22 protein-coding genes and 1 riboswitch are annotated in these 25,159 nt (G+C 67.9%); of the genes, 10 read left to right on the top strand and 12 right to left on the bottom strand.

The genetic code is table 11. The features are described 5' to 3' along the window. Positions 1–27: 27 nt before the first annotated feature. The 6 genes from K6L26_RS15420 to K6L26_RS15395 form a co-directional block, all read right to left on the bottom strand. Entirely contained in the window at positions 28–663 is a 636-nt protein-coding gene (locus K6L26_RS15420) for an urease accessory protein UreF (RefSeq protein WP_085141615.1), read from the bottom strand. Further along, positions 664–2,385: an urease subunit alpha gene (locus K6L26_RS15415; RefSeq protein ID WP_221850668.1), complete on the bottom strand. Its 1,722-nt coding sequence runs from the start codon at positions 2,383–2,385 to the stop codon at positions 664–666. Beyond that, a complete protein-coding gene (locus K6L26_RS15410; protein WP_019347367.1) occupies positions 2,382–2,696 on the bottom strand; it encodes an urease subunit beta in 315 nt (104 codons plus the stop codon). Before K6L26_RS15410 ends, K6L26_RS15415 begins: the two co-directional genes overlap by 4 nt. Before the next feature lie 9 nt (positions 2,697–2,705). Further along, positions 2,706–3,008 carry an urease subunit gamma gene (locus K6L26_RS15405; protein ID WP_019347366.1) on the bottom strand — a complete coding sequence of 101 codons (303 nt, stop codon included), beginning with the start codon at positions 3,006–3,008 and terminating at the stop codon, positions 2,706–2,708. Between the two features lie 61 nt (positions 3,009–3,069). After that, positions 3,070–3,471 (bottom strand): PaaI family thioesterase, encoded by a 402-nt coding sequence (locus K6L26_RS15400; protein WP_019347365.1) that lies wholly within the window; start codon positions 3,469–3,471, stop codon positions 3,070–3,072. A gap of 156 nt (positions 3,472–3,627) precedes the next feature. Next, positions 3,628–4,398, bottom strand: coding sequence for a hypothetical protein (locus K6L26_RS15395; protein WP_019347364.1), 771 nt, complete (start codon positions 4,396–4,398; stop codon positions 3,628–3,630). Between the two features lie 222 nt (positions 4,399–4,620). Here K6L26_RS15395 and K6L26_RS15390 point away from each other — a divergent pair, with 222 nt between their 5' ends. The 6 genes from K6L26_RS15390 (at position 4,621) to K6L26_RS15365 (ending at position 11,663) form a co-directional block, all read left to right on the top strand. After that, positions 4,621–5,037, top strand: a complete 417-nt coding sequence (locus tag K6L26_RS15390) for a BlaI/MecI/CopY family transcriptional regulator (RefSeq protein ID WP_043370040.1) — start codon at positions 4,621–4,623, stop codon at positions 5,035–5,037. Between the two features lie 14 nt (positions 5,038–5,051). Then, complete coding sequence (locus tag K6L26_RS15385; protein WP_019347362.1) at positions 5,052–6,023, top strand: M56 family metallopeptidase; 972 nt, start codon at positions 5,052–5,054, stop codon at positions 6,021–6,023. 51 nt (positions 6,024–6,074) lie between these two features. Then, entirely contained in the window at positions 6,075–7,529 is a 1,455-nt protein-coding gene (gndA, locus tag K6L26_RS15380; RefSeq protein ID WP_019347361.1) for an NADP-dependent phosphogluconate dehydrogenase, read from the top strand. Positions 7,530–7,575: 46 nt separating this feature from the next. Then, a complete protein-coding gene (locus K6L26_RS15375; RefSeq protein ID WP_085141619.1) occupies positions 7,576–9,012 on the top strand; it encodes a GuaB1 family IMP dehydrogenase-related protein in 1,437 nt (478 codons plus the stop codon). 238 nt (positions 9,013–9,250) lie between these two features. Continuing rightward, a complete protein-coding gene (locus K6L26_RS15370) occupies positions 9,251–10,618 on the top strand; it encodes a hemolysin family protein (protein ID WP_019346879.1) in 1,368 nt (455 codons plus the stop codon). After that, the gene (locus tag K6L26_RS15365) at positions 10,611–11,663 is read left to right on the top strand and encodes a hemolysin family protein (RefSeq protein WP_036387136.1); all 1,053 of its coding nucleotides are present in this window, start codon (positions 10,611–10,613) and stop codon (positions 11,661–11,663) included. Before K6L26_RS15370 ends, K6L26_RS15365 begins: the two co-directional genes overlap by 8 nt. Before the next feature lie 8 nt (positions 11,664–11,671). Here K6L26_RS15365 and K6L26_RS15360 read toward each other — a convergent pair whose 3' ends face one another. Next, complete coding sequence (locus tag K6L26_RS15360; RefSeq protein ID WP_036387134.1) at positions 11,672–12,286, bottom strand: TetR/AcrR family transcriptional regulator; 615 nt, start codon at positions 12,284–12,286, stop codon at positions 11,672–11,674. Between the two features lie 132 nt (positions 12,287–12,418). Here K6L26_RS15360 and K6L26_RS15355 point away from each other — a divergent pair, with 132 nt between their 5' ends. From K6L26_RS15355 to K6L26_RS15340, 4 genes are all read left to right on the top strand, one after another. Further along, positions 12,419–13,492, top strand: a complete 1,074-nt coding sequence (locus K6L26_RS15355) for a zinc-binding dehydrogenase (RefSeq protein WP_221850666.1) — start codon at positions 12,419–12,421, stop codon at positions 13,490–13,492. Between the two features lie 63 nt (positions 13,493–13,555). After that, on the top strand, positions 13,556–14,482 hold the full coding sequence (locus K6L26_RS15350) for a 3-methyladenine DNA glycosylase (RefSeq protein WP_109789985.1): 927 nt from the start codon (positions 13,556–13,558) through the stop codon (positions 14,480–14,482). A gap of 78 nt (positions 14,483–14,560) precedes the next feature. Further along, the gene (locus tag K6L26_RS15345) at positions 14,561–16,786 is read left to right on the top strand and encodes a malate synthase G (RefSeq protein ID WP_221850665.1); all 2,226 of its coding nucleotides are present in this window, start codon (positions 14,561–14,563) and stop codon (positions 16,784–16,786) included. Between the two features lie 55 nt (positions 16,787–16,841). Continuing rightward, positions 16,842–19,085: a substrate-binding domain-containing protein gene (locus tag K6L26_RS15340; protein WP_221850663.1), complete on the top strand. Its 2,244-nt coding sequence runs from the start codon at positions 16,842–16,844 to the stop codon at positions 19,083–19,085. 73 nt (positions 19,086–19,158) lie between these two features. Here the strand turns inward: K6L26_RS15340 and gcvP are convergent, their stop codons facing one another. The 5 genes from gcvP to garA form a co-directional block, all read right to left on the bottom strand. Beyond that, positions 19,159–21,993 (bottom strand): aminomethyl-transferring glycine dehydrogenase, encoded by a 2,835-nt coding sequence (gene gcvP / locus K6L26_RS15335; protein WP_221850661.1) that lies wholly within the window; start codon positions 21,991–21,993, stop codon positions 19,159–19,161. A 152-nt stretch (positions 21,994–22,145) separates the two neighbouring features. Then, a riboswitch (glycine riboswitch) is annotated at positions 22,146–22,244 on the bottom strand. A 106-nt stretch (positions 22,245–22,350) separates the two neighbouring features. After that, positions 22,351–22,971 (bottom strand): MerR family transcriptional regulator, encoded by a 621-nt coding sequence (locus tag K6L26_RS15330; protein ID WP_036387126.1) that lies wholly within the window; start codon positions 22,969–22,971, stop codon positions 22,351–22,353. A gap of 255 nt (positions 22,972–23,226) precedes the next feature. Next, positions 23,227–23,721, bottom strand: a complete 495-nt coding sequence (locus K6L26_RS15325; RefSeq protein WP_019346056.1) for a bifunctional nuclease family protein — start codon at positions 23,719–23,721, stop codon at positions 23,227–23,229. Between the two features lie 120 nt (positions 23,722–23,841). Further along, positions 23,842–24,588, bottom strand: a complete 747-nt coding sequence (ftsR, locus tag K6L26_RS15320) for a transcriptional regulator FtsR (RefSeq protein ID WP_076111820.1) — start codon at positions 24,586–24,588, stop codon at positions 23,842–23,844. Between the two features lie 3 nt (positions 24,589–24,591). Further along, on the bottom strand, positions 24,592–25,071 hold the full coding sequence (garA, locus tag K6L26_RS15315) for a glycogen accumulation regulator GarA (RefSeq protein WP_019346058.1): 480 nt from the start codon (positions 25,069–25,071) through the stop codon (positions 24,592–24,594). Positions 25,072–25,159 lie beyond the last annotated feature (88 nt).

The following is a 25,159-nucleotide window of genomic DNA, read 5'->3' as shown; positions in this document are numbered from 1 at the left end:
GGGCCTTTCGGGTATACGGGTGGATCCTCAGGAGACGAACAGCGGCCGGTCGCGTCCGGTGTGCCGTTGCGCCAGGACGTCGAGCAGAGGGTCGGACAGCTCGGCCGGCCCGATCACCGCCTCGGCCGCCGCCGCGTCACACAACCCCGAGAGCTCGAAGGTCAGCGCCGCAACATCGGCGGGGTCCAGTGCGAGCAACCGCTGGGCAGCGGTGGCCGACCCGGTCATGGTGGTGTACACCACCGACAGCGCGGTCTGGCCCGGATCCAGGTCGGCGGCGGTTGCGACGACACCGGCGGCCACCGGCAGGTGCGGCCGGGAGCCCAGCGCGTCCCACGACTGCTGCGGCCACACGCGCCGGGCCAGCCGGACCAGTCCGCGCCCCTGACCGCGCGAGGCTTCGCGGGCCGCCGGCGCCGGTGTGCGGGCATCGGTTTCGGCGTCGGCGGCCTCGGGCCCCAGAGCCCCGGTCCGCACCGCCACCGCGATCGAGGCAGCCACCACTCCGCTGGTCCGGATACGCCGGACCAAGAAGGCCCGCAAGGTGGCGAGGTCGACCAGTAGGCCGCTGGTGACCGCCTCCTCGACTCCGCCGGAATGCACGTGACCGCCGGTCGGCAAGCGCGAGTCGGCCAAGGTGAGAAGCGTTGCCAGGCTGCTCATCTAGAACAGGAAGTATCGCTGGGCCATGGGCAGCTCGACGGCAGGCTGTTCCCGCCACACCTGCCCGTCGATCCGCACGGTGAAGGTGTCGGGCTCGACCTCGATGTGCGGCAACGCATCGTTGTGCGGCATCTGCGCCTTACCGATCCGGCGAACATTCTTGACCGCGGCCAACTTCCGACGCACGTCGACGCGGTCGGCCAGGCCGTCCTCGATCGCCTGCGGTGCGACGAAATGGACCGATGTGGCGGCCGCGGCCGCGGGGGCCGCGCCGAACATGGGCCGCGGCAAGACCGGTTGCGGGGTCGGGATGGAAGCGTTGGCGTCACCCATTGCGGCCCAGGCGATCATGCCGCCTTTGATCACCGCATGCGGGCGGACCCCGAAGAACGCCGGTTCCCACAGCACCAGATCGGCGAGCTTGCCGACCTCGACGGAACCGACCTCCTCGTCGAGGCCGTGCGCGATGGCCGGGCAGATGGTGTATTTCGCGACGTATCGGCGGACACGGTTGTTGTCGGCTGCGCCATCTCCTTCCAGAGCGCCGCGCCTGCGCTTCATCACATGCGCGGTCTGCCAAGTCCGCAGCACCACTTCACCGACCCGCCCCATGGCCTGAGAGTCACTGCCGATCATCGAGATCGCCCCGATGTCGTGCAGCAGATCTTCGGCCGCGATCGTCGACGGCCGGATCCGGCTCTCGGCGAACGCCAGATCCTCGGGCACACTCGGGTTGAGGTGGTGACACACCATGAGCATGTCGAGGTGCTCGTCGAGGGTGTTGACCGTGTGCGGACGGGTCGGATTGGTCGAGCTGGGAAGCACATTCGGATGCGAGGCGACGGTGATGATGTCGGGTGCGTGCCCGCCGCCGGCGCCTTCGGTGTGGTAGGCGTGGATGCCGCGGCCCTTGATCGCCGACAGGGTGTCCTCGACGAAACCGGCTTCGTTCAGGGTGTCTGTGTGGATATTGACCTGCACGCCGGCGGCTTCGGCGACAGTGAGGCACGCGTCGATGGCCGCCGGCGTGGTGCCCCAGTCCTCGTGCAGCTTGAATCCCGCTGCACCGGCCCGCAATTGCTCCCACATGGCCTCTGAACTGACGGTGTTTCCCTTGCCGAGCAACGCGACGTTGAGCGGCCAGGAGTCCAGCGACTCCAGCATCCTGGCCAGATGCCAGGCACCCGGGGTGACCGTGGTGGCCTTGCTGCCCTCGGCCGGACCGGTACCCCCGGCCACGATCGTGGTGATGCCGCCACCGAGCGCCTCTGGCATGATCTGCGGACAGATCAGGTGCACGTGGCAGTCGATGGCACCGGCGGTCAGGATCCGGCCGTTGCCTGCGATGATCTCGGTCGACGGACCGACGACCAGGTCCGGGTGCACACCGGTCATGATGTCGGGGTTGCCGGCCTTACCGATGGCCACGATGCGCCCGTCGCGGATTCCGATGTCGGCCTTGATGATTCCCCAGTGATCGATGATCACCGCACCGGTGATGACGGTGTCGGGTGCGCCCTCGGCCCGGGTCGCCCTCGCCTGGCCCATCGACTCGCGCAGCACCTTGCCGCCGCCGAACACCGCCTCGTCGCCGGCCAGGTCCGGGCCACCGCTGCGGTCCTCGGTGATCTCGATGAACAGGTCGGTGTCAGCCAGTCGAATCCGGTCCCCGGTAGTGGGGCCGAACAACGCCGCGTAGCGGGCCCTGGTCAATTCGGTCATGCGGTTCCCAATCGGCCGGGCGGGTCGAGACTGATGCCGTGAACTTCACGCGTGCCGCCGAGCGGCACCAGTGAAATGCGTTGGGCTATACCGGGTTCGAAGCGAACCGCGGTTCCGGCCGGGATGTCGAGTCGGTGTCCGCGAGCAGCGGACCGGTCGAATTCCAGAGCGGAGTTGGCCTGCGGCAGATGCACGTGGCTGCCGACCTGCACCGGTCGGTCGCCGGTGTTGACCACGTCGAGCGTCAACCGCGGCGCACCGGCATTGAGTTCGATTGCACCGTCACCGAATACGATCTCTCCAGGGATCACCGGGGCACCTCAGGCGATCGGGTGGTGCACGGTGACCAGCTTGGTGCCGTCGGGGAATGTGGCCTCGACCTGCACGTCGTCAAGCATCTCGGGCACTCCCTCCATGACCTGCTCGCGAGTCAGCACTTCGCGTCCACTGACCATCAGCTCGGCGACCGTCCGCCCGTCGCGAGCACCTTCGAGCAGGTGATCGGTGATCACGGCGACGGCCTCGGGATGGTTGAGCAGCAGGCCGCGAGCCTGCCTGCGCCGCGCCAGTTCCGCGGCGTAGGAGATGAGCAGACGGTCCTGCTCATGCGGGGTCAAACGCATAGCGTGCGATCCTGCCATGACGGGCGAGGTTCGGCAGCGCTCGCTGCGGAAGCCCGGCGCGCTACTCGGGGATGTTCTGCAGTCGCACCTGTCCGCGGGCAACGAGTTTGCCCTGTTCGTCGGTGATGGTGATCAGCCACAGCTGCTGACGCCGTCCTCGGTGGATGGGTTGAGAGATCGCGGTAACCGTCCCTGTCCCGATCGCCCGCAGGAAGTCTGTGTTGTTGTTGACCCCGACGACGGTGCCGCCGCCGTTCTCCGAGAGCCAGATGTGGCCCGACACACTTGCCAGGCTTTCGACGATCGAGCAGTACACGCCGCCGTGCACGATCCCCCACGGCTGCAACAGCTTGTCGTGGATGGTCAGCTGGGCGCGGCCGCCGTCGGGGGTGAGCTCCAGGTAGGTCAGGCCCAGTTCGGAGTCGAATCCCTGGCCCAGTCGTTCGGTGGAATCAGTGGTCACAGTCCTTGTGTCTACACGCCGTATCGCCACAAAGATGCGGGCGGGTCCCGCGTCTACAACGCGGGACCCGCCCTCGAGCGGACCGGGGGTCTCTGCAGCCCTCAGGACTCCGGCGCGGTCCGTTGGTCTCGTACCTACATACTAGGCAAGGCTACCCTAATTAAGCAAGACCTTCCCGGCCCTGCCCGAACCACGGACCGGCAGGCCGAATCCGACCAGCGCATCGAGCACCGCCTGGCTACGCCGCATACTCACCACCTCACTGGACCCGGCCAGCAGCGGGACCTGGGTGGCCGCTCCGACCACCGCCGCACCGACCATGTGCCACATGGCCGCCACCGACATGGCGCCGTCGCTGATCTGAACCAACCGGGCGAAGAGCGGCTCCAGTGCGCGATGACTGCGGTGCGCCACCCAGGTGGTCAGCGCGGCTTCACTGGGCAACGCCACGATCCCGTCATGAGCCGCGTTGGCGATCCGGGCGGCGCGGCCGGAGTAATAGGGATCCTCGGGCAGGCTTCGCAGGGTCGGATCGACCACACCGACCCAGTCGATCGCCCCCTCGGAATCGACGTGGACCCACAGGTTTTCCAGGCCCGTATCCCAGGCGCGTCCTTCCAGCGCCAACAGCGGCACCACCCGGCCGATCACCACATGGATGAAGGTCGCCGCCAACTGCTGGGCGACGGCCGCGCGGTTGCCGGTCTCGGCCATCGCGGCGTCGAACATGCCCTGCAGCCGATCCGCGGACAACGCCTCGGCCAGGGGCCACCACCGCCGCCGCGACAGGTCGCCCACTACGGCGACACCGTAGACCCGGGGGCATTCCGGGTACAGCTCACGCAAACGCCGGCTGGATTCATGCAGCGGCAGTGGCCGCTCGATGTCCATGCCCGCGATCAGCGGGTCGTCGATCAAGACCGTCATGCCACCTCCGAAGGCTCCCGGTTCACTTAGGTTAGCCTTACTATAGTCACGTGGACGACGAGAGCTACCCCCTGTGACTCGATTCACAGCCGGCCCCATATATGGCGCTGACCTTGCCCTAAACCGCGGTGAAAGCCGGTTCGGGCGCCAACGCCAAATACATACGACGCGCGGTAGTAAGCCCGTAGTACGCTGGCTCTACTGCTCAGGAGAGAACGGAACATGGCCAAATTGACGCGTCTCGGGGAGCTTGAGCGCGAGGTGATGGATCACCTGTGGTCCGCACCCGAACCCCAAACAGTGCGCCAAGTCCATGAGGCGCTGGCCGCCCGCCGCGACTTGGCCTACACCACGATCATGACCGTGCTGCAAAGGCTGGCGAAGAAGAATCTCGTCGTGCAGCACCGCGATGACCGCGCGCACCGCTACGCGCCCACCCATGGGCGCGACGAGCTGGTCGCCGGCCTGATGGTCGACGCCCTCGACCAGGCCGCAGACTCGGGCAGCCGCCAGGCCGCGCTGGTCCATTTCGTCGAACGAGTCGGTCTCGACGAAGCCCGCGCCCTGCGCCGGGCGCTCGCTGAACTGGAGAACAAGCACCAGCTGCCCCCACCGGCTGGTAATTCCGGTACCGGCTGAGAGAGACTTACGGCGTGTCCGCGCTGGCCTTCACCCTCCTCGCACTGGCCCTGGTGGGTCCGGTGCCCGCGGTGCTGGCCCGGTCGTCCTGGCCGCTGCGTGCCCCTCGGGCCGCAATCGTGCTGTGGCAGTCGATCGCACTGGCCGCCGTGCTCTCGGCCTTCTCCGCGGGTATCGCGATCGCGAGCCGCCTGTTCGTGCCCGGTCCCGACGGTCGTCCGACGGCGACCATCACCAGCGAGATCGAGGCACTCGGTTGGCCGTTGTGGCTGCTGCTCGTCGTGGTGTTCAGCCTGACCCTGTTCATCGGCGGACGGCTGTGCGTGGCCGTGATCCAGGTGGCCGTGGCCACTCGCCGCCGCCGCGCATATCACCGCATGATGGTCGACCTGCTGAGCAAGTCCCGCGATGCGGTCCCCGCCCATCTGTGTACGGCCCACCGCCCGCTCGCCGGCGACGGGCTGCGCATCCTCGACGTCGCTCAGCCGCTCGCCTACTGCCTGCCCGGAGTGCGCAGCCGTGTCGTGGTCAGCGAAGGAACACTGACCACGTTGGCCGACAACGAGGTCGCCGCGATCCTCACCCATGAGCGTGCCCACCTGCGTGCCCGCCATGATCTGGTGCTGGAGATGTTCACCGCCGTCCACGCCGCCTTCCCCCGGTTCGTGCGCAGCGCCAATGCGCTCGACGCGGTCCGCCTGCTGATCGAACTACTCGCCGACGACGCCGCGGTACGGACCGCCGGCCCCACTCCGCTGGCCCGGGCCCTGGTGGCCTGCGCAGGCGGCCGTACCCCCTCGGGTGCGCTCGCCGCCGGCGGGCCGACCACCGTCATCCGGGTACGACGGCTCGGCGGCAAGCCCAACAGCGTCGCCATGGCCGTCACCGCCTACCTGGCCGCGGCCGCCGTGCTGGTGGTGCCCACCGTCGCCGTCGCCGTCCCCTGGCTCACCGAACTTCACCGCCTGTTCTCCGGACTCGGATAACGCTCTGCACGACAGGCGTTCTGCTACAACAAAACAACGAAAGGCTGCTGCATGAGCAAGACCAGTACTTCCGGCACGGCACAGATCGGCGTCACGGGTTTGGCCGTGATGGGTTCCAACCTCGCCCGCAACTTCGCCCACCACGGCTATACCGTTGCGCTGCACAACCGGTCGATCGCCAAAACCGATGCACTGCTGGCCGAGCACGGCTCCGAGGGCAAGTTCGTGCGCAGCGAGACGATCGCGGAATTCCTTGACGCCCTGGAGAAACCACGCCGGGTGATCATCATGGTCAAGGCCGGCGACCCAACCGATGCGGTGATCAACGAACTCGCCGACGCCATGGAGCCCGGCGACATCATCATCGACGGCGGCAACGCCCTCTACACCGACACCATCCGCCGGGAGAAGGCGATCCGCGAACGCGGCCTGCATTTCGTCGGTGCGGGCATCTCGGGCGGTGAGGAGGGCGCGCTCAACGGTCCCTCGATCATGCCCGGCGGCCCCGCCGAGTCCTACAAGTCCCTGGGCCCGCTGCTGGAGGAGATCTCCGCCCACGTCGACGGGGTGCCCTGCTGCACCCACATCGGCCCGGACGGGGCCGGTCACTTCGTCAAGATGGTGCACAACGGCATCGAGTACTCCGACATGCAGCTCATCGGCGAGGCCTACCAGCTGCTGCGCGACGGCCTCGGCCTGGAAGCGGCACAGATCGCCGACGTGTTCACCGAGTGGAACAAGGGAGACCTCGACAGCTACCTCGTCGAGATCACCGCCGAGGTGCTGCGCCAGGTCGACGCCAAGACCGGCAAGCCGCTGGTCGACGTGATCGTCGACGAGGCCGAGCAGAAGGGCACCGGGCGCTGGACCGTGAAGTCCGCCTTGGACCTCGGGGTCCCCGTCACCGGCATCGCCGAGGCGGTGTTCGCCCGCGCCCTGTCGGGGTCGGTCGCCCAGCGCAAGGCCACCACCGGTTTGGCGTCCGGCGATCTCGGCGCAAAGCCCGCTGACGCGAAGCAATTCACCGAGGATGTGCGTCAGGCGCTGTACGCATCGAAGATCATCGCCTACGCGCAGGGGTTCAACCAGATCCAGGCCGGTTCTGCCGAGTACGACTGGAATCTCACCCCCGGCGACCTGGCCACCATCTGGCGCGGCGGCTGCATCATCCGGGCCAAGTTCCTCAACCGGATCAAGGAAGCCTTCGACGCCGATCCGGAACTGGCCACGCTGATCGCCGCACCGTACTTCCGCAGTGCGGTCGAATCGGCCATCGACAGCTGGCGCCGCGTCGTGGTGACGGCCACCCAGCTGGGCATTCCGATCCCGGGATTCGCCTCGGCACTGTCGTACTACGACGCGCTGCGCACCGAGCGGCTGCCCGCGGCGCTGACCCAGGGCCTGCGCGACTTCTTCGGTGCGCACACCTACGGCCGCACGGACGCTCCCGAGGGCCAGAAGTTCCACACGCTCTGGAGCGGCGACCGCAGCGAGGTGCCTGCCTAGATTCGGCAGCACTGTCGAGTAAACCCGCGCCACTAGACTCGACGGCGTGAGGTTTCTGAACGGGCACATCCCGCCGTACGACCTGACCTACAACGACGTCTTCGTCGTGCCGGGACGGTCGGAGGTGGCATCGCGGTTCGATGTCGACCTGTCCACCACCGACGGATCCGGCACCACCATCCCGGTGGTGGTGGCGAACATGACAGCGGTGGCGGGCCGGCGGATGGCCGAGACCATCGCCCGGCGGGGCGGCATCGTGGTGCTGCCCCAGGATCTGCCGAGCTCCGTGGTCGCCGACACCGTCCAGTTCGTCAAGAGCCGCGACCTGGTGGTGGACACGCCCGTGATCCTCAGTCCGGACGACTCGGTGTCCGACGCCACGGCGTTGCTGCACAAGCGTGCCCACGGCGCCGCGGTGGTGGTGTTCGAGGGCCGCCCGATCGGCCTGGTCACCGAGTCCAGTTGCGCCGGGGTGGACCGGTTCGCCCGGATCCGCGACGTGGCGGTGTCGGACTTCGTCACCGCGCCGGTGGGCACCGACCCGAGGAAGGTGTTCGACCTCCTTGAGCACGCGCCGATCGACCTCGCGGTGCTCACCGAGGCGGACGGTTCACTGGCCGGCGTGCTGACCCGCACCGCTGCGGTACGGGCCGGCATCTATACGCCGGCCGTCGACGCCGCCGGAAAGCTGCGTATCGCCGCGGCCGTCGGCATCAACGGCGACGTGGGCGCCAAAGCCCGCGCCCTGGCCGAGGCCGGGGTCGACCTGCTGGTCATCGACACCGCCCACGGTCACCAGGTCAAGATGCTCGACGCGATCAAGACCGTGGCCGCCCTGGGTCTCGGCCTGCCGCTGGCGGCAGGCAACGTGGTCTCCGCCGAGGGCACCCGCGACCTCATCGAAGCCGGTGCGTCGATCGTCAAGGTAGGCGTGGGTCCCGGAGCGATGTGCACTACCCGCATGATGACCGGCGTGGGCCGGCCGCAGTTCTCCGCCGTCGTCGAATGTGCCGCTGCGGCAAAGGAACTCGGTGCCCATGTGTGGGCCGACGGCGGGGTGCGGCATCCGCGTGACGTGGCGCTGGCGCTCGCCGCGGGAGCGTCGAACGTGATGATCGGCTCGTGGTTCGCCGGCACCTACGAATCCCCCGGGGATCTGCTGCACGACCGGGAGGAACGCCCGTACAAGGAGAGCTACGGCATGGCCTCCAAGCGCGCAGTGGCCGCCCGCACCGCCGGGGACAGCCAATTCGACCGGGCCCGCAAGGCCCTGTTCGAGGAAGGCATCTCCTCGTCCCGGATGAGCTTGGACCCGAGCCGTGGCGGTGTGGAGGACCTGCTCGACCACATCACCTCGGGGGTGCGCAGCACGTGCACCTACGTCGGCGCCACCAACCTGGCCGAGTTGCACGAGAAGGTGGTGCTCGGCGTGCAGTCGGCAGCCGGATTCGCCGAAGGGCATCCGCTCCCGACGGGCTGGTAATCCGCCGAGGCGCGATACTATTGGGGTTCTTGAACACCGAGTGGTCGGCGCCAGATCGCATAGCGGCCTACTCGGTCAGATCGAACGAAAGGGTTCACGTGCCGCAGGCACCCACCGAGGCCTCCGGTTCTGAACCGGCCTTCGGGGTGGAACACCAGTCACTTCTGAGCGCTGAAGCTGACGACCCCTCTCCTAGTCAGCCGGGCCCGGGGCCCGGCGCAGCGCTGGTGAGGATCTGATGGGCGGCTCGGCGGACGTGATTGCGTCCTTGCTGTCGATCCTGGCGATCGTCCTGCTCACCCTCGGCACCGCGGTATTCGTGGCCGCCGAGTTCTCCCTGACCGCACTTGAGCGCAGCACGGTCGAGGCCAACGCCCGCGCGGGCGACCGCCGGGACCAACTTGTCCGCCGCGCGCATCGCACGTTGTCCTTCCAGCTTTCCGGGGCCCAGGTCGGCATCTCCATCACCACCCTGGCCACCGGTTATCTCGCCGAACCGGTCGTCGGGGAGCTGATCCGGCCGGGCCTCGACGCCCTGGGCATCCCCGCCAACGTGGCCTCCGGCCTGGCCCTGTTCCTGGCGGTGCTCATCGCGACCTCGCTGTCGATGGTGTTCGGCGAGCTCGTCCCCAAGAACCTCGCGGTGGCCCGCCCGGTGCCGACCGCCCGCGCCGCCGCACCGTTCCAATTGCTGTTCTCGCTGCTGTTCACCCCGGTGATCCGAATGACCAACGGCACCGCCAACTGGATCCTGCGCCGGCTGGGCATCGAACCGGCCGAGGAGCTTCGGTCGGCACGCTCGGCCCAGGAGCTGGCGTCGCTGGTCCGCAATTCCGCCCGCAGCGGTTCGCTCGACCCCACCACCGCATTGTTGGTGCACCGCTCGCTGCAGTTCGGCGAACGTTCCGCCGAAGAACTGATGACCCCGCGCTCCAAGATCGAAGTCCTGGACGCGGGCGATTCGGTGACCGACCTGATGAACGCCGCGATCCGAACCGGCTATTCCCGTTTCCCGATCGTCGAAGGTGACCTCGACGAGACCATCGGCGTCGTCCACATCAAGCAGGTGTTCGCGATTCCGCGCGACGACCGGGACAAGACCCGGCTGGCCGCCCTGGCACTGCCGGTGGCGACCGTGCCGTCCACCCTCGACGGCGACGCCGTGATGACCCAGATCCGCGCGAACGGGTTGCAGACCGCGTTGGTGGTCGACGAGTACGGCGGCACCGCGGGCATGGTGACCGTCGAGGATCTGATCGAGGAGATCGTCGGGGACGTGCGCGACGAGCATGACGACGCCACACCCGACGTGGTGCCGGCCGGGGAAGGCTGGCAGGTGTCCGGGCTGCTACGCATCGACGAGGTGGCGACCAGCACCGGTTTCCGGGCTCCCGAAGGCGAATACGAGACCATCGGGGGTCTGGTGCTGCAGGAACTCGGGCACATACCGGAGAACGGCGAATCTGTGGAACTCACGGCGTTCGATCCCGACGCGGATCCCGACAAGCCGACGCACTGGCTGGCCACCGTGGTGCGGATGGACGGTCGCCGGATCGACCTGCTCGAGTTGACCAGCCTCGGCGACCGGGGGAACAGCCATGGGTGACATCCTCGGCGTGCTGTTGACCGTGCTGCTGCTGGCGGCCAACGCGTTCTTCGTGGCCGCGGAGTTCGCGCTGATCTCCGCCCGCCGGGATCGGCTGCAGGCGCTCGCCGAACAAGGTAAACGCAGCGCAGTCACCGTGATTCGGGCCGGCGAGCACCTGTCGCTGATGCTGGCGGGCTCTCAGCTGGGCATCACGATCTGTTCGATTCTGCTGGGCCGTGTGGGTGAGCCTGCCGTCGCGCATCTGCTGGAGAAGCCGTTCGCGTTGGTCGGCGTGTCCGACGCCGTGCTGCACACGGTCTCGTTCTTCGTCGCGCTGGCCATCGTGGTGATCCTGCACGTCCTGCTCGGCGAGATGGTGCCGAAGAACATCGCGATCGCCGGTCCCGAGACCGCCGCGATGCTGCTGATCCCGCCGTACCTGGTTTACATCCGGGCGGCCCGGCCGTTCATCGCGTTCTACAACTGGTGTGCCAATGCCACCCTGCGGGCATTTCGCGTGGAGCCCAAAGATGAACTGGAATCGGCGGTGTCGACCGTCGAACTGTCGGAGATGATCGCCGAGTCCGTATCCGAGGGCCTGCTCGACAGCGAGGAGCACGGCCGGCTCACCCGGGCCCTGCAGACCCGCAGCCGCACGGTCAGCGATGTCGCGATGCCTTTGACCGACATCCACGCCATCCGGGCCGCGGCGCCCGGTTCCGGGCCGTCCGTGGGTGACGTTGAGCGGGCCCTCACCGAAACCGGTTACTCACGCTTCCCGGTGGCCGATGCCTTCGGCGAGTTCATCGGCTATCTGCACATCAAAGATGTGCTACCGCACATCAACGACCCCGACGCGGTGCTCGATGCGTCCATGGTGCGTCCGTTGCCCCGGATCCCGGCCTCGACGCCGCTGCCCGACGCGCTGTCACGGATGCGGCGGACGAACAGTCATCTCGCGCTGGTGACCGGTCCGGACGACACCGTCATCGCCATGGTGGCGCTGGAGGACCTGGTGGAGGATCTGGTCGGCACGGTGCGGGACGGCACGCACCGCATCTGAGCGGACGGCTATCCCCCGGGCTGCTCGAGCAGCCCGCGCAGGATCAGCTCGGCGAGGTCGGTGGCCGCCCGCTCGACGGCCTGATCCGTGTCGTCGACGCCCCGCACACACATGGCGTACATCGCCGCGCCGCCGATCGCGTCCATGATGGTGTCGATGTCGACCTGCCGACGGGCTCGCCCGTGTGCGGCGGCGTCGTTCACAAGCGATGCGAGCTGAGTGCGCGCGGCTGCGTCGAGCCGCTCGGTCATGAGCCGGCGGATGTCGGAGTCGGCCCGCAGGTCGGTGAGCAGGCCAGGGATCGATTCCCGCACAGCGGGGTCGCGGAACAGCAGATACGCACCGCGACACAACCGGGTGATCTCGCCGGCTACGTCGTCACTCGGCGCGGCGGGGTCGAGATCCGGGAAGACGGCTTCGTGGACCAGTAGCGCCTTGGACTTCCATCTGCGGTAGATGGTCGGGCGGCTGACACCGGCCGTGCTGGCGATCAGGTCGATGGATGTGGCCGCGTAGCCGCGCTCGACCAGGAGCGTGCGGGTGGTGGCCAGCACCGCTTGGTCGATGGTCGGGTCGGGGCGCGACCCCTGCCGCCGATGACGACTGCCGGCACGCGCGTCCACGCTGTCTCCTCACATCGCCTGGCGGTCAGCCGAGTCTGGCACACCGCCGACGTCCGGCGGTGCCACCACCTATTGCCATGGTGCCAGATTTGTTATTACATCGTGTAACAACAAATCTGCGATGGAGGACCAGTGAACCAAACTGCAACCGAGGCGATCTCAGCGGAAGCGTGGGTGGCCACCGGCCTCGGCGATCCGGCGAAGGTCCTCGAACGCCAGACCGTCGAGGTGCGCGCACCCGGGCCCGGGGAAATCCGGGTCGCAGTGCGGGCCTTCTGTCTCAACTTCAACGACATCGACGTCATCGGCGGCCGGTACACGACCATGCCGCTACAGCCGCCGTTCGTCCCCGGCATGGAAGCCGTCGGCGTGGTCGAGAGCGCAGGGCTCGGCGCCGAACACCTGGTGGGCCGCCGCATCGTCGGGATCCCCTCGATGGCCTTCGGCGGGTACGCCTCCTATGCGATCGTCGACGCCGCGACTGCGCTCGAGCTCCCGGACTGGGTCAGCGACGCCGACGGCGCCGCACTGCACTACCCGTTCCACCTGGGCTGGTTCGCGCTGCACGAGCGGGGCCGGCTCAAGCCGGGCGAGACGCTGCTGGTGCACGCGGCTGCCGGTGGTACGGGATCAGGCGCGCTGGTGCTCGGCAAGGCACTCGGCGCCCGCGTGATCGCGACCGCCGGCAGTGACGAGAAGCTCGAGTTCTGTCGCGAGCTGGGCGCCGACCACGCCGTCAACTACCGCAGTGACGACTGGGTGGAACAGGTCATGGACCTCACCTACGGCCGCGGTGTCGACGTCGCGTTCGACGCGGTCGGCGGCAGCGTCACCACGAACACCTTCAAGTGCATGGGCCTCAACGGGCGCCACCTGATGGCCGGGTTCGCCGAGGACATCGCCCTCGAAGACGGCGACTACCTGTCGCCGCGCCCCATCGCCTACGGCAACTTCGACGTGTGCGGCGTCTGCCTGGTGTACGTCACGGATCCGGTCGCGGTCCGGCGCACCCTCGGCTTCAACTGGCCCGCGCGGTCCGAAGGCCTCGACGCGCACGTCAAACTGCTCGAAATGCTGCGCACCGGGGCCATCCGCACCGTGATCGGCGCCGAGGTGGCGTGGCCGGACCTGCCGGCGCAACTGGAGCGGATGAAGGCCCGGCAGACCACCGGGCGCCTGGTGGTCACCACCGGCGCGCACGACTGAGCTCGCATCTCCCCAGGTAGGCTCGAGCTTCATGGCGGCAACGGGCCACCCGGTGGAGGAGACATGCAGGGACGCGCTGGATCAGGCGCGGCTGGACTGACCGTTGCGGGTGCCGCCGAAGCCGGCGAGGTCTTGGCGGCCCCGGTCTGGACGGCCCGGGCAGAGTCACACCGGCGCCGCGCCGACGAGTTCCTCACACCGCACCTGCGCCGCCAACACGCCGGTGAACCGCATCCGGTGTGGGATTTCCTGTTCACCTACTACAGCCTGCGCCCGCGCCAGCTACGGCGATGGCATCCCGGGTACGGGGTCGTGCTGACCGGCGGGCGGGCCGGCGAGTACCTGCGACGCACCGGGTACGGACCGCATCCGCACGGCGTCACGGTCCGTGACGACTACCTGCGTGCACGCGCTGAGACCGTCCGGTTCGTCGCCCGGTTGATGCGCGCGACCGCGACGCGAACGCCCCGCATGAACTGCTTCGGACTCCATGAATGGGCCATGGTCTACCGAACTTCCCAGCAACGCCACGACCAGGTTTCGCTGCGCCTCGGCTCCGCCGGGACCGATGCCGTCGTCGAGTCAATGCCGTTGCGGTGCACCCACTTCGACGCGTTCCGGTTCTTCACCGACGCCGCAGTCGGTCGTAACGAACGGCAACTGAGCCGGGAGCAGCAGATCGACACCGAGCAGCCGGGCTGCATCCATGCCGCCATGGACACTTACAAGTGGGCCTACAAACTGGGCCCCCTGGTGCCCTCGGAGTTGGTGATGGACGCGCTCGATCTGGCGGCCGACGCGCGGGCACTCGATATGTGTGCCAGCCCATACGACTTGAAGCAGTATGGTTTCGAGCCGATCGCCATCGAAACACCGGCCGGGCGTGCCGAATACGTCAGGGCCCAACAGCGCATCGCCGAACGAGCGGCTCCGTTGCGGGTCACTCTGGCAAACCAGTGTGAGCTGTTGCTCAGCAGGCTGGACGGCTGAAAGGCCGACGTTACCAATGGGTAAGCTGGATAAACGGCAGGCATCGCACGGTGCCTGGAGCCGAGGGAGGAAACGCGCATGACCAATCGCGTGACTGTCGGAAACCTGCGTGTCGCGCAGGTGCTGCACGACTTCATCACCAACGAGGCACTGCCGGGCACCGGCGTCGACCCGGACAGCTTCTGGTCCGGTGTGGACAAGGTCGTCGCTGACCTCACCCCGAAGAACCAGGACCTGCTGGCCCGTCGCGACGATCTACAGGCGCAGATCGACAAGTGGCACCGTGCCCACGTGCTCGAGCCGGTCGATCCCGAGGCCTACAAGCAGTTCCTCACCGACATCGGCTACCTGCTGCCCGAACCCGCCGACTTCACCGTCACCACCTCCGGCGTCGACGACGAGATCACCTCGACCGCCGGCCCTCAGCTCGTGGTGCCGATCCTCAACGCCCGCTTCGCGCTCAACGCCGCCAACGCGCGGTGGGGCTCGCTGTACGACGCGCTGTACGGCACGGACGTCATCAGCGAAGAGGACGGCGCCGAGAAGGTGCGACCGGGTACCGACGGCGGATATAACACAGTGCGCGGCGACAAGGTGATCGCCTACGCCCGCAACTTCCTGGACGAGGTCGTGCCGCTGGCCGCAGGCAGCTGGAGCGAGGCCACCGGTCTGAAGATCGACGAAGGCCAGTTGCTGGTGGAGTACGGCGATGGCCTGTCGAGTGGCCTGGCCACCCCCGAGCAGTTCGTCGGCTACACCGGTGAGCTCGGCCAGCCGCAGTGGTCGGTGCTGCTGCGCAACCACGGCCTGCACATCGAGATCCTCATCGACCCCGACTCCCCCATCGGCTCGACCGACGCCGCGGGCATCAAGGACGTCGTGCTGGAATCCGCGATCACCACGATCATGGACTTCGAGGACTCCGTGGCCGCCGTCGACGCCGACGACAAGGTGCTCGGCTACCGCAACTGGCTTGGCCTGAACAAGGGCGACCTGGCCGAAGAGGTCAGCAAGGGCGGCAAGACCTTCACCCGCGTGCTCAACCCCGACCGCACCTTCACCACCCCGGACGGCGAGGGCGAGCTGACCCTGCCCGGCCGCAGCCTGCTGTTCGTGCGCAACGTCGGGCACCTGATGACCAACGACGCGATCGTGGATGCGGATGGGAACGAGATCCCCGAGGGCATCCAGGACGCGCTCTTCACCGGCCTGATCGCCATGCATGGGCTCAAGGACGGCTCGGATAACGACGGAGCGAATGGTCCGCTGAAGAACAGCCGCACCGGCTCGGTGTACATCGTCAAGCCCAAGATGCACGGCCCTGACGAGGTGGCCTTCGCCTGCGAGCTGTTCGGCCGCGTCGAGGATGTGCTCGGCCTGCCGGCCGGCACTCTGAAGGTCGGCATCATGGACGAGGAACGCCGCACCACGGTCAACCTGAAGTCCTGCATCAAGGCCGCCGCCGATCGCGTGGTGTTCATCAACACCGGCTTCCTGGACCGCACCGGCGACGAGATCCACACCTCCATGGAAGCCGGCCCGATGATCCGCAAGGGCGCCATGAAGAGCCAGCCGTGGATCAAGGCGTACGAGGACAACAATGTCGACGTGGGCCTGGCCACCGGTTTGGCCGGCAAGGCCCAGATCGGCAAGGGCATGTGGGCGATGACCGATCTGATGGCCGACATGGTCGAGCAGAAGATCGGCCAGCCGAAGGCCGGCGCCACCACCGCATGGGTCCCCTCGCCGACCGCGGCCACCCTGCACGCGATGCACTACCACCAGGTGGACGTCGAGGCCGTGCAGAAGGAACTCGCCGGCAAGAAGCGCGCCACAATCGAAGAGCTGCTGACGATCCCGCTCGCGGACTCCTCGCTGACCTGGTCGCCAGAGGAGATCCACGAAGAGGTGGACAACAACTGCCAGTCGATCCTGGGCTACGTGGTCCGCTGGATCGACGCCGGCGTCGGCTGCTCGAAGGTGCCCGACATCCACGATGTCGCGCTGATGGAAGACCGTGCCACACTGCGGATCTCCAGCCAGCTGCTGGCCAACTGGCTGCGCCACGGCATCATCACCGAAGAGGATGTGAAGGCCAGCCTGCGCCGGATGGCCGCGGTCGTCGACGAGCAGAACGCCGGAGATCCCGACTATCTGGCGATGGCGCCCAACCCGGATGCCAGCATCGCGTTCGGCGCGGCGCAGGAGCTGATCCTGTCCGGCGCGCAGCAGCCCAATGGCTACACCGAGCCGATCCTGCACCGACGCCGCCGCGAGTTCAAAGCGAGCACCGCCGGGAAGTGATTAGACTTCGGCGGGTCCGGATGACTAGTCGGCGCGAGACGTACAGGGGTTAGGAATGGGCAGGCACAGCATTCCCGACCCCGAGGATGCCCCGGACGAGCCGCACGTCGGCGAGTCCGGGTATTCCGACGACTACCAGACTCCCCGCCGTGACGCGCCCGGGCACCAACCCGACCGCGGGTACCGCGAGGCGCCGGCGTACCGGGACGAGCCGGACTACCGGGACGACCGGGGCTATCGCGCCGAGCCTGATTACCGCGCGCCCCGATATGCCGACGGCGACGACGATTACGAATCGGACTATCAGGATTCGGAATACGCCGACTACGACGAGGCGGATTACGTCGAGGGCGACGGCTTCGAAGACGAGTACATCGACGAGTACCGCGGCGGCACGTACGCCGACGACTCCGACTACGACCCGGAATACGACGCCGAGTACGCGGGGGCATACTCCGACGGCGACTACGCCGATGATCAGCCGACCGCACAATTCGGCGCCGTGTCCGAGCCACCGCCGCCGCCGTCCACTCCCACGAGCCGCCAGCGCGACTGGGACGGGGAGTGGACCGGAAGCCACCGCGCCGTCGAGTCCGGGCGCCGAGGTGTCAGCATCGGCGTGATCGTCACCCTGGTCACCGTGGTGGCCCTGGTCGGTGCGGTCATCCTGTGGAAGTTCTTCGGTGACGTCCTGGCCGGGCGCAGCGACGCCGCCGCCGCGCGGTGTGTCGACGGCGAACTCGGGGTCGCCGTGATCGCCGACCCGACCATCTCGTCGCACATCGAGGGACTGGCCAACACCTACAACGAGTCGGTGAGCCCCGTGGGCGACCGCTGCGTCAAGGTACGCGTGCAGTCCGCCGAATCAGACCGGGTGGTCAGCGGTTTCGCCAACGCGTGGCCCAGCGAGCTGGGTGACCGTCCCGCGCTGTGGATTCCGGCCAGCAGCATCGCCGAGGCTCGGTTGGAGGCCACCGCGGGCGCCAAGACCGTCAGCGACAGTCGCTCCCTGGTCACCTCACCGGTTCTGCTCGCGGTCCGTCCGCAACTCAAGGACGCCCTGGCACAACAGACCTGGGCCACCCTGCCACAACTGCAGAGCAGCCCGGCCGCGATGAACGCGCTCAAGCTTCCCGGTTGGGGCACACTCAAACTCGCGTTGCCGACGCACAGCAACGGCGATGCCGCTTCCCTTACCGCCGAGGCCGTCGCCGCGGCGTCAGCACCGTCCGGCGCGCCGGCGACCTCGGGCATGAGCGGTGTCAACAGCCTGTTGCGCGGGCAGCCCAAGCTCGACGACAGCGAGCTGGGGACCGCCCTCGACGCGCTGCTCAACGCCTCCGATCCGGCGACCGCGCCGGTGCACGCGGTGGCCACCACCGAACAGCAGATCTTCCAGCGCGGCACGTCGCTGGACGATGCGAAGTCCGCCCTGGCCGGCTGGATACCACCCGGCCCGACGGCCACGGCCGACTACCCGACGGTTCTGCTGGCCGGGGACTGGCTGGAGAAGGAACAGGTCACGGCGGCCAGCGAGTTCGCCCGCTATCTGCGCAAGCCCGAGCAGCTCGCCGAACTCGCCAAGGCCGGATTCCGGGCTGAGGGGACGACGCCGCCGTCCAGCGATGTCACCGACTTCAGCCAGTTGGCCGCGCCGTTGTCGATCGGTGACAACACCATGCGGGTGACTTTGGCCAACGCGACAGCCACGCCGACGGGCAGCCCCGCGGTCACCATCATGCTCGACCAGTCGATGCCGACCGAGGAGGGCGGCAAGTCCCGCCTGGCCAACGTGGTCGCCGCGCTCAACAGCCGGATCAAGGCGTTGCCCGACACCGCCGCCGTCGGACTGTGGACCTTCGACGGCACCGAAGGACGCTCAGAGGTCCCGACGGGGCCGTTGGCCGAGCCGGTGAGCGGTCAGCGTCGCTCCGATGAACTGACCTCGACGCTGGACGCCCAGTCCGCCTCGGGCGGCGGTGCGGTGTCGTTCACCACGCTGCGAATGATCTACACCGAGGCCCTGTCGAAATACCATGAGGGCCAGACCAATTCGATTCTGGTCATCACCACCGGCCCGCACACCGACCAGAGCCTGGACGGGGCTGGACTGCAGGAGTTCATCCGCGGCGCCTTCGACCCGGCCCGCCCGGTCGCGGTCAACGTGATCGATTTCGGTAGCGGCTCGGACCGGGCCACCTGGGAAGCCGTCGCGCAGGCGAGCAGCGGCAGCTACCAGCATGTGGCCAGCTCGGCCTCACCTGAACTGACCACCGCAGTCAACACGATGCTGGGCTGACCGCAGCGCCGGTTTCTACCTCAGGGTCGTCCGGAGCGACCGGGCCCAACCCCGAGGTAGAAATCTAGGCGCGTCAGGCGAAGGCCTCGACCGGCGGGCAGGAGCACACCAGGTTCCGGTCGCCGTAGGCGCCGTCGATCCGGCGCACCGGCGGCCACACCTTCGGACGGAACCCCTTGCCCAACGGGTAGGCAGCCTGTTCGCGGGTGTACGGGTGATCCCAGTCCGCCACCAACAGGCATTCGGCGGTGTGTGGGGCGCCCCGCAGCGGGTTGTCGTCCACCGGCCACTCCCCCGAGCCGACCCGGTCGATCTCGGCGCGGATGGCGATCATCGCGTCGCAGAAGGCATCGACCTCAGCCAGGCTCTCACTCTCGGTCGGCTCCACCATCAAGGTGCCGGCCACCGGGAAACTCATCGTCGGCGCATGGAATCCGTAGTCCGCCAGTCGCTTTGCCACATCGTCGACGGTCACGCCGGTGTCCTTGGTGATCCCGCGAAGGTCCAGGATGCACTCGTGGGCGACCATGCCGTTCTCGCCGGTGTAGAGCACCGGGTAGTACTCGTCGAGCCGACGGGCCACATAGTTGGCGGACGCGATCGCGGTCAGCGTGGCCGCGCGCAACCCTTCGGCGCCCATCATCCGGATGTAGGCCCAGGTGATCGGCAGGATCGACGCCGACCCGTACGGTGCGGCCGAAACGGTGTGCTCGTCGGGCAGCTCGTCGGCCAACGGATGGCCCGGCAGGAACGGAGCCAGATGCGACCGCACCGCGACCGGGCCCACACCGGGCCCGCCGCCGCCGTGCGGGATGCAGAACGTCTTGTGCAAGTTCAGGTGGCTGACGTCACCACCGAAGCGACCCGGCCGGGCCAACCCGATCAACGCGTTGAGGTTCGCGCCGTCCACGTAGACCTGACCGCCGACGTCGTGCACCGCGGCGCAGATGTCGGCGACGTCGTGCTCGTACACCCCGTGCGTCGACGGGTACGTGATCATCAGCGCCGCAACCCGATCCGCGTGCTCGGCGATCTTGGCGCGCAGGTCATCGAGGTCCACGTCACCGTTCTCGCGGCAGGCCACCACCACCACGCGCATGCCGGCCAGCGCCGCCGATGCCGCATTGGTGCCGTGTGCACTCGACGGGATCAGGCAGAGATCACGTTCGGTGTCACCGCGGGACTCGTGATACGCCTTGATCGCCAGCAACCCGGCGTACTCCCCCTGGGATCCGGCGTTGGGCTGCAACGAAATCTGGTCATAGCCGGTGATCCCGGTCAGCCAGTCCTGCAGGTCAGCGATCAGCTTGCGCAGGCCCGGGTTGTCCGAGGCCGGGGCGAACGGGTGCTGACGGCCGAACTCCGGCCAGGTGATCGGCTCCATCTCGGCGGCCGCGTTGAGCTTCATCGTGCACGAGCCCAGCGGAATCATGCTGCGGTCCAAGGCAATGTCCTTGTCCGCCAGCGCCCGCAGGTACCGCATCATCTGCGTCTCGGTGCGGTAGGAGGTGAATGCCGGATGCGTCAGGAATTCCGATGTGCGGGTGACGATCCCGGTGTCCTCCGGGGCAACTGCCGGTGCCAGCCCGAACGCATCGAGGACCGCGGCCACGTGCTCGTCGGTGGTCGCTTCGTCACAGGACACCGACACGTGGTCGGCGTCGACGCGCCACAGGTTGATTCCCTTGGCCTTGGCTGCCGCGAGGACATCGTCGGCGCGTCCGGGTACGCGGGCCAGCACGGTGTCGAAGTATGCGTCGTGCACCAGCGCGTCACCGAGCGCAGCCGCGATGGTCGAGGCGTGGCCGTGCACGCGGCGGGCGATCGCGGTCAATCCTTCGGCGCCGTGGTAGCTGGCGTACATCGCAGCCATCACGGCCAACAGCACCTGCGCGGTACAGATGTTGCTGGTCGCCTTGTCCCGGCGGATGTGCTGCTCTCGGGTCTGCAGCGCGAGCCGGTACGCCGGGGCGCCGTCGGCGTCGACCGAGACACCGACCAGCCGGCCCGGCAGTTGGCGGGCGTGCTTGGCGTGCACCGCCAGATAGCCGGCGTGTGGACCACCGAATCCCATTGGCACACCGAACCGTTGGCTGGTGCCGAAGGCCGCGTCCGCGCCCATCTCCCCAGGCGGGGTGATGAGGGTGAGCGCCAGCAGATCGGCGCCGACGGCGACCAGCGCGCCGCGTTCGTGGGCTTGGCCGATCAGCCCCGTCCAGTCCACGACCTGTCCGCTCGCCCCGGGCAGCTGGACGATCACGCCGAAGAACTCGCCCTCGGGAAGGCCCTCGCGCAGGTTCGCGGTGACGATCTCGATTCCGAGCGGCTGGGCGCGCGTGGCCAGTACGGCGGCGGTCTGTGCGTACACGTCCGCGTCGACCAGCAACCGGTTGGCCTTGGACTTGGTGGCCCGGTGCATCAACGTCATGGCCTCGGCGGCGGCGGTGCCCTCGTCGAGCATCGAGGCGTTCGCCACCTCGAGCCCGGTCAGATCCGACACCATGGTCTGAAAGTTGAGCAGCACTTCGAGGCGGCCCTGGCTGATCTCGGGCTGGTATGGCGTGTACGCGGTGTACCAGGCCGGGTTCTCAAGAATGTTGCGCCGCAACACGGCCGGGGTGAACGTGTCGAAGTAGCCCTGCCCGATCATCGAGACCGCGGTCGTATTGGAGTCGGCCAACGCACGCAGCTCGGCCAGTGACTCCTCCTCGGTGGCCGGGGCGGGCAGCCCCTCCAGACCCGGAGCCACGCCGTCGGTGCCGAGCGCGTCGAGAATGCCCGCAGGCAGTGCCTTGGCGGCGAGCTCGTCGAGCGATGCCACACCGATCACGTCGAGCATGGTGGCCACGGCGGCGGCGTCCGGGCCGATATGACGATCGGCGAAACGCGATTGATGCTGGTCGGACACGACACTCTCCTGAGGCGCAGACGTGCTCAGACGTCGTAGCAGGCCCTCTCCCTCTGTCGTCGACCCGGTCCGGGCGCCTGAGAGATTCAGCCCCGGTACAGGGCCTTTCCCCATGGGCGGGTGCCGGCGGGCACCACTTTCCAGAGGCATCGGGGCCTGGCGCGGTCCTGGGTGCCTGAGAGGTTGACGGAGAGGTATTGCTCCTTCGGCGTCCGTGGCTGGCGGTCACGGAGCTCTCCCGCACGAGGGCGATGCGTGGGCAATTCTACCGGCCGGTCACCGATATCCGCGAACAGACGCAAAGCTGCCCTTCGACGGCGGTCGAAGGGCAGCTACGTGTCTGTTCGTGAGAGGAAATCAGCCGATCTTGCGGTCGCGGCTTTTGCGACGCGACGCCAGCTCGTCCTCGGGTGAGGCGATGGACTCCCCGCCGTCGGCGCGCTCGCCCGGGAAGTCTGCGATGGTGCCGGTGAGCTCGCGCATGGCGCCCGACACCGCGATGCCGAACACACCTTGGCCGCCCTGCAACAAGTCGACGACCTCTTCGGCAGAGGTGCACTCGTAGACCGTGGTGCCGTCCGAGAACAGGGTGATGTTGGCCAGATCCTGCACGCCGCGCTGGCGGAGGTGATCGACCGCGACCCGGATGTTGTGCAACGAGATGCCGGTGTCCAGCAGTCGCTTGACGATCTTGAGGACCAGGACGTCCTTGAACGAGTACAGGCGCTGACTGCCCGAGCCGGCCGCGCCCCTGATGGAGGGAACCACCAGCGAGGTGCGGGCCCAGTAGTCGAGCTGACGGTAGGTGATGCCGGCGATCTGGCACGCGCTGGGACCGCGGTAACCCACCAGCTCGTCGGGCACAGAGTCGTCGGGGAACAACCCTCCTTGCACGGGTTCGCCGGCCGGCCTGACGGGCGGCTCAGCGCCGCTCCCGGTGGTCAGATCCAACTCTTCCTGCCGTGGCGTGTCACCCACTGTGAATCCTCTCGCCGTTCGAACTCGCCCGCACCGCACTGCCATGTCCTGCAACGCGGCAATTTTCAAGGCGACGGTTTGCTGCGAACTCGAATGTGTCGAGCATACGCTTCCCGCCGGGCCCTGATTGCCCGCTGCGAAGAAAGTATGGGGCCCGAATTCCCGCTCGATTGTCTCCCGCGCCGCGTGTCGACACCGGTATACCCACTTGAGACGTACCCGTGATCTGGGACCGAGCAGCGGCGCCGGCGACGGTCATGTCGCCTTGAAGTCGTCTGGCGAAACGCTGTCCAGAAACTCCTTGAACTTCTCCACCTCGTCCTCGCGCACGGTCCCGGCAGCCTCTTCGTCGTTCTCGTCGGGAATCAGCAGGCCGGCCTCGGCCAGCACCGCCTCCTCCACGTAGATCGGGACACCGACGCGCAGCGCGATGGCCACCGAGTCCGACGGCCGGGCTGAGACCTTGATGTCGCGGTCGAAGATCAGATCGGCGTAGAACGTGCCTTCTTGAAGGTCGACGATCCGCACCTCTTTGAGCGAATGGCCAAGAGCGGCAATGACATCTCGGATCAGGTCGTGGGTAAGGGGCCGGGTGGGTTCGACGCCCTGCTGTTCCAGGGCGATTGCCGCGGCCTCCGACTGCCCGATCCAGATCGGCAGGTAGCGGTCACCGTTGGATTCCCGCAAAAGCAATACGGGTTGGTTCTGCGGCTGTTCCACCCGAATGCCGACCACGCGAACCTCAGCCATCTGTGCCTGCCCTCCGCACCGCCGTGCCGTTTCGTCGAATCTTCGTCCGTCGCGCAGTCCGCCGTCCGATCGCCAGGGGTCCCGACTCAGACGAACTGGCCGTCAAAACGAGTCTAGTCCTCAGCGATCCAGAACGTCGCGTACGGCGGACTTGATCAATGACGTGTGCAACGTGATCGCCAAGGCGGCCACTTCGCGGGCCAGGTCGTCGGCCCGGTCGCGGGCTCCGGCCTTGCCCGCCTTCCCGACTGGCCCTGCGATCTGGGCGATCAGGTCGGATTGCCGGTCCGCTGCCGAGCGGAACGCCCGCAGGTGCCGGGGTTCGACGCCGTAGTCGCCCAGGGCGCGTGCGCACTGGGCGATCACCACGGAATGCTCGTCGAAAAACCCGGCCGGCCCGGCAGTGATGATGCCGTTGCGCAACAACGCGCCCAGCATCTCTTCGTCGATACCGGACCGGGCCAACAGGTCTTCGCGCGACAGCCGGACCTGGGTCGGCGCCACCGCTGATACCCCAGCCGCGCCGGCGGGCCCTTCGGCGTCCTCGGACACCGGCACCAGCCGGGGCACCCCGTAGGCCGATCCGGTCTGCGGCAGCTCACCGTCGGGTTGAGCGTCCAGTTGCGCCTTGATCACCTTCAGCGGCAAGTACTGGTCGCGCTGCGCGGTCAGGATGAACCGCAGCCGCGCACAGTCGTACGCGGTGAACCGCCGGTACCCCGACGCAGTCCGCTGTGGCGTGACCAGCCCCTCTGCCTCGAGAAACCGGATCTTGGAGATGCTGACGTCCGGAAAGTCACCCCGGAGCAGGTCCAAGACTGCACCGATCGACATCCCGGCCAGTGCAGGTCTGTCGGGGGCAGTCATGGGCTAGCTGGTCTGGCTGCTGTCGTCGTCAGAGCGGGGGCCGGTGAGGAACACCAGGCGGAATTTCCCGATCTGTACCTCGTCGCCGTTGGCGAGTACGGCCGAATCGACCGGCTCCCGGTTGACGTACGTCCCGTTGAGGCTGCCGACGTCGACAACCTGAAACTCGCCGCTCTCCAGCCGGAACTCGGCGTGCCGACGGCTCACCGTGACGTCATCGAGAAAAATGTCGCTGTCCGGGTGACGCCCCGCCGAGGTGGTCGGCTGATCGAGCAGGAAACGCGACCCGGCGTTGGGTCCGCGCTTGACGACGAGCAATGCCGAACCCGCCGGCAGGCCCTCGACGCCGGAAACGGCGCCTTCGGTACCGGCCGTTGCGGGCGCATCCAGTTCGTTGAGGAAGTCCGCGCGGAATACCGATGTGGTCTCCACCGTCACGTCTTCCGACTGGTCGGCCCCCAAATTGCTGTCCTTGTCCGTCACCCGCTGCTCCTCACTGGCTGCTGTGGCGTTGCCCGGCGTGGCCCCAGCCCATCGTCGGTCTCACGTCGACCGTACCGCGCATCAGGCA

The sequence above is a fragment of the Mycobacterium farcinogenes genome (assembly GCF_019739075.1).
In the GTDB taxonomy this organism is placed as follows: domain Bacteria; phylum Actinomycetota; class Actinomycetes; order Mycobacteriales; family Mycobacteriaceae; genus Mycobacterium; species Mycobacterium senegalense.
Note: the sequence above shows the minus strand (reverse complement) of the source record. Positions and strands in the feature narration are given on the sequence as shown.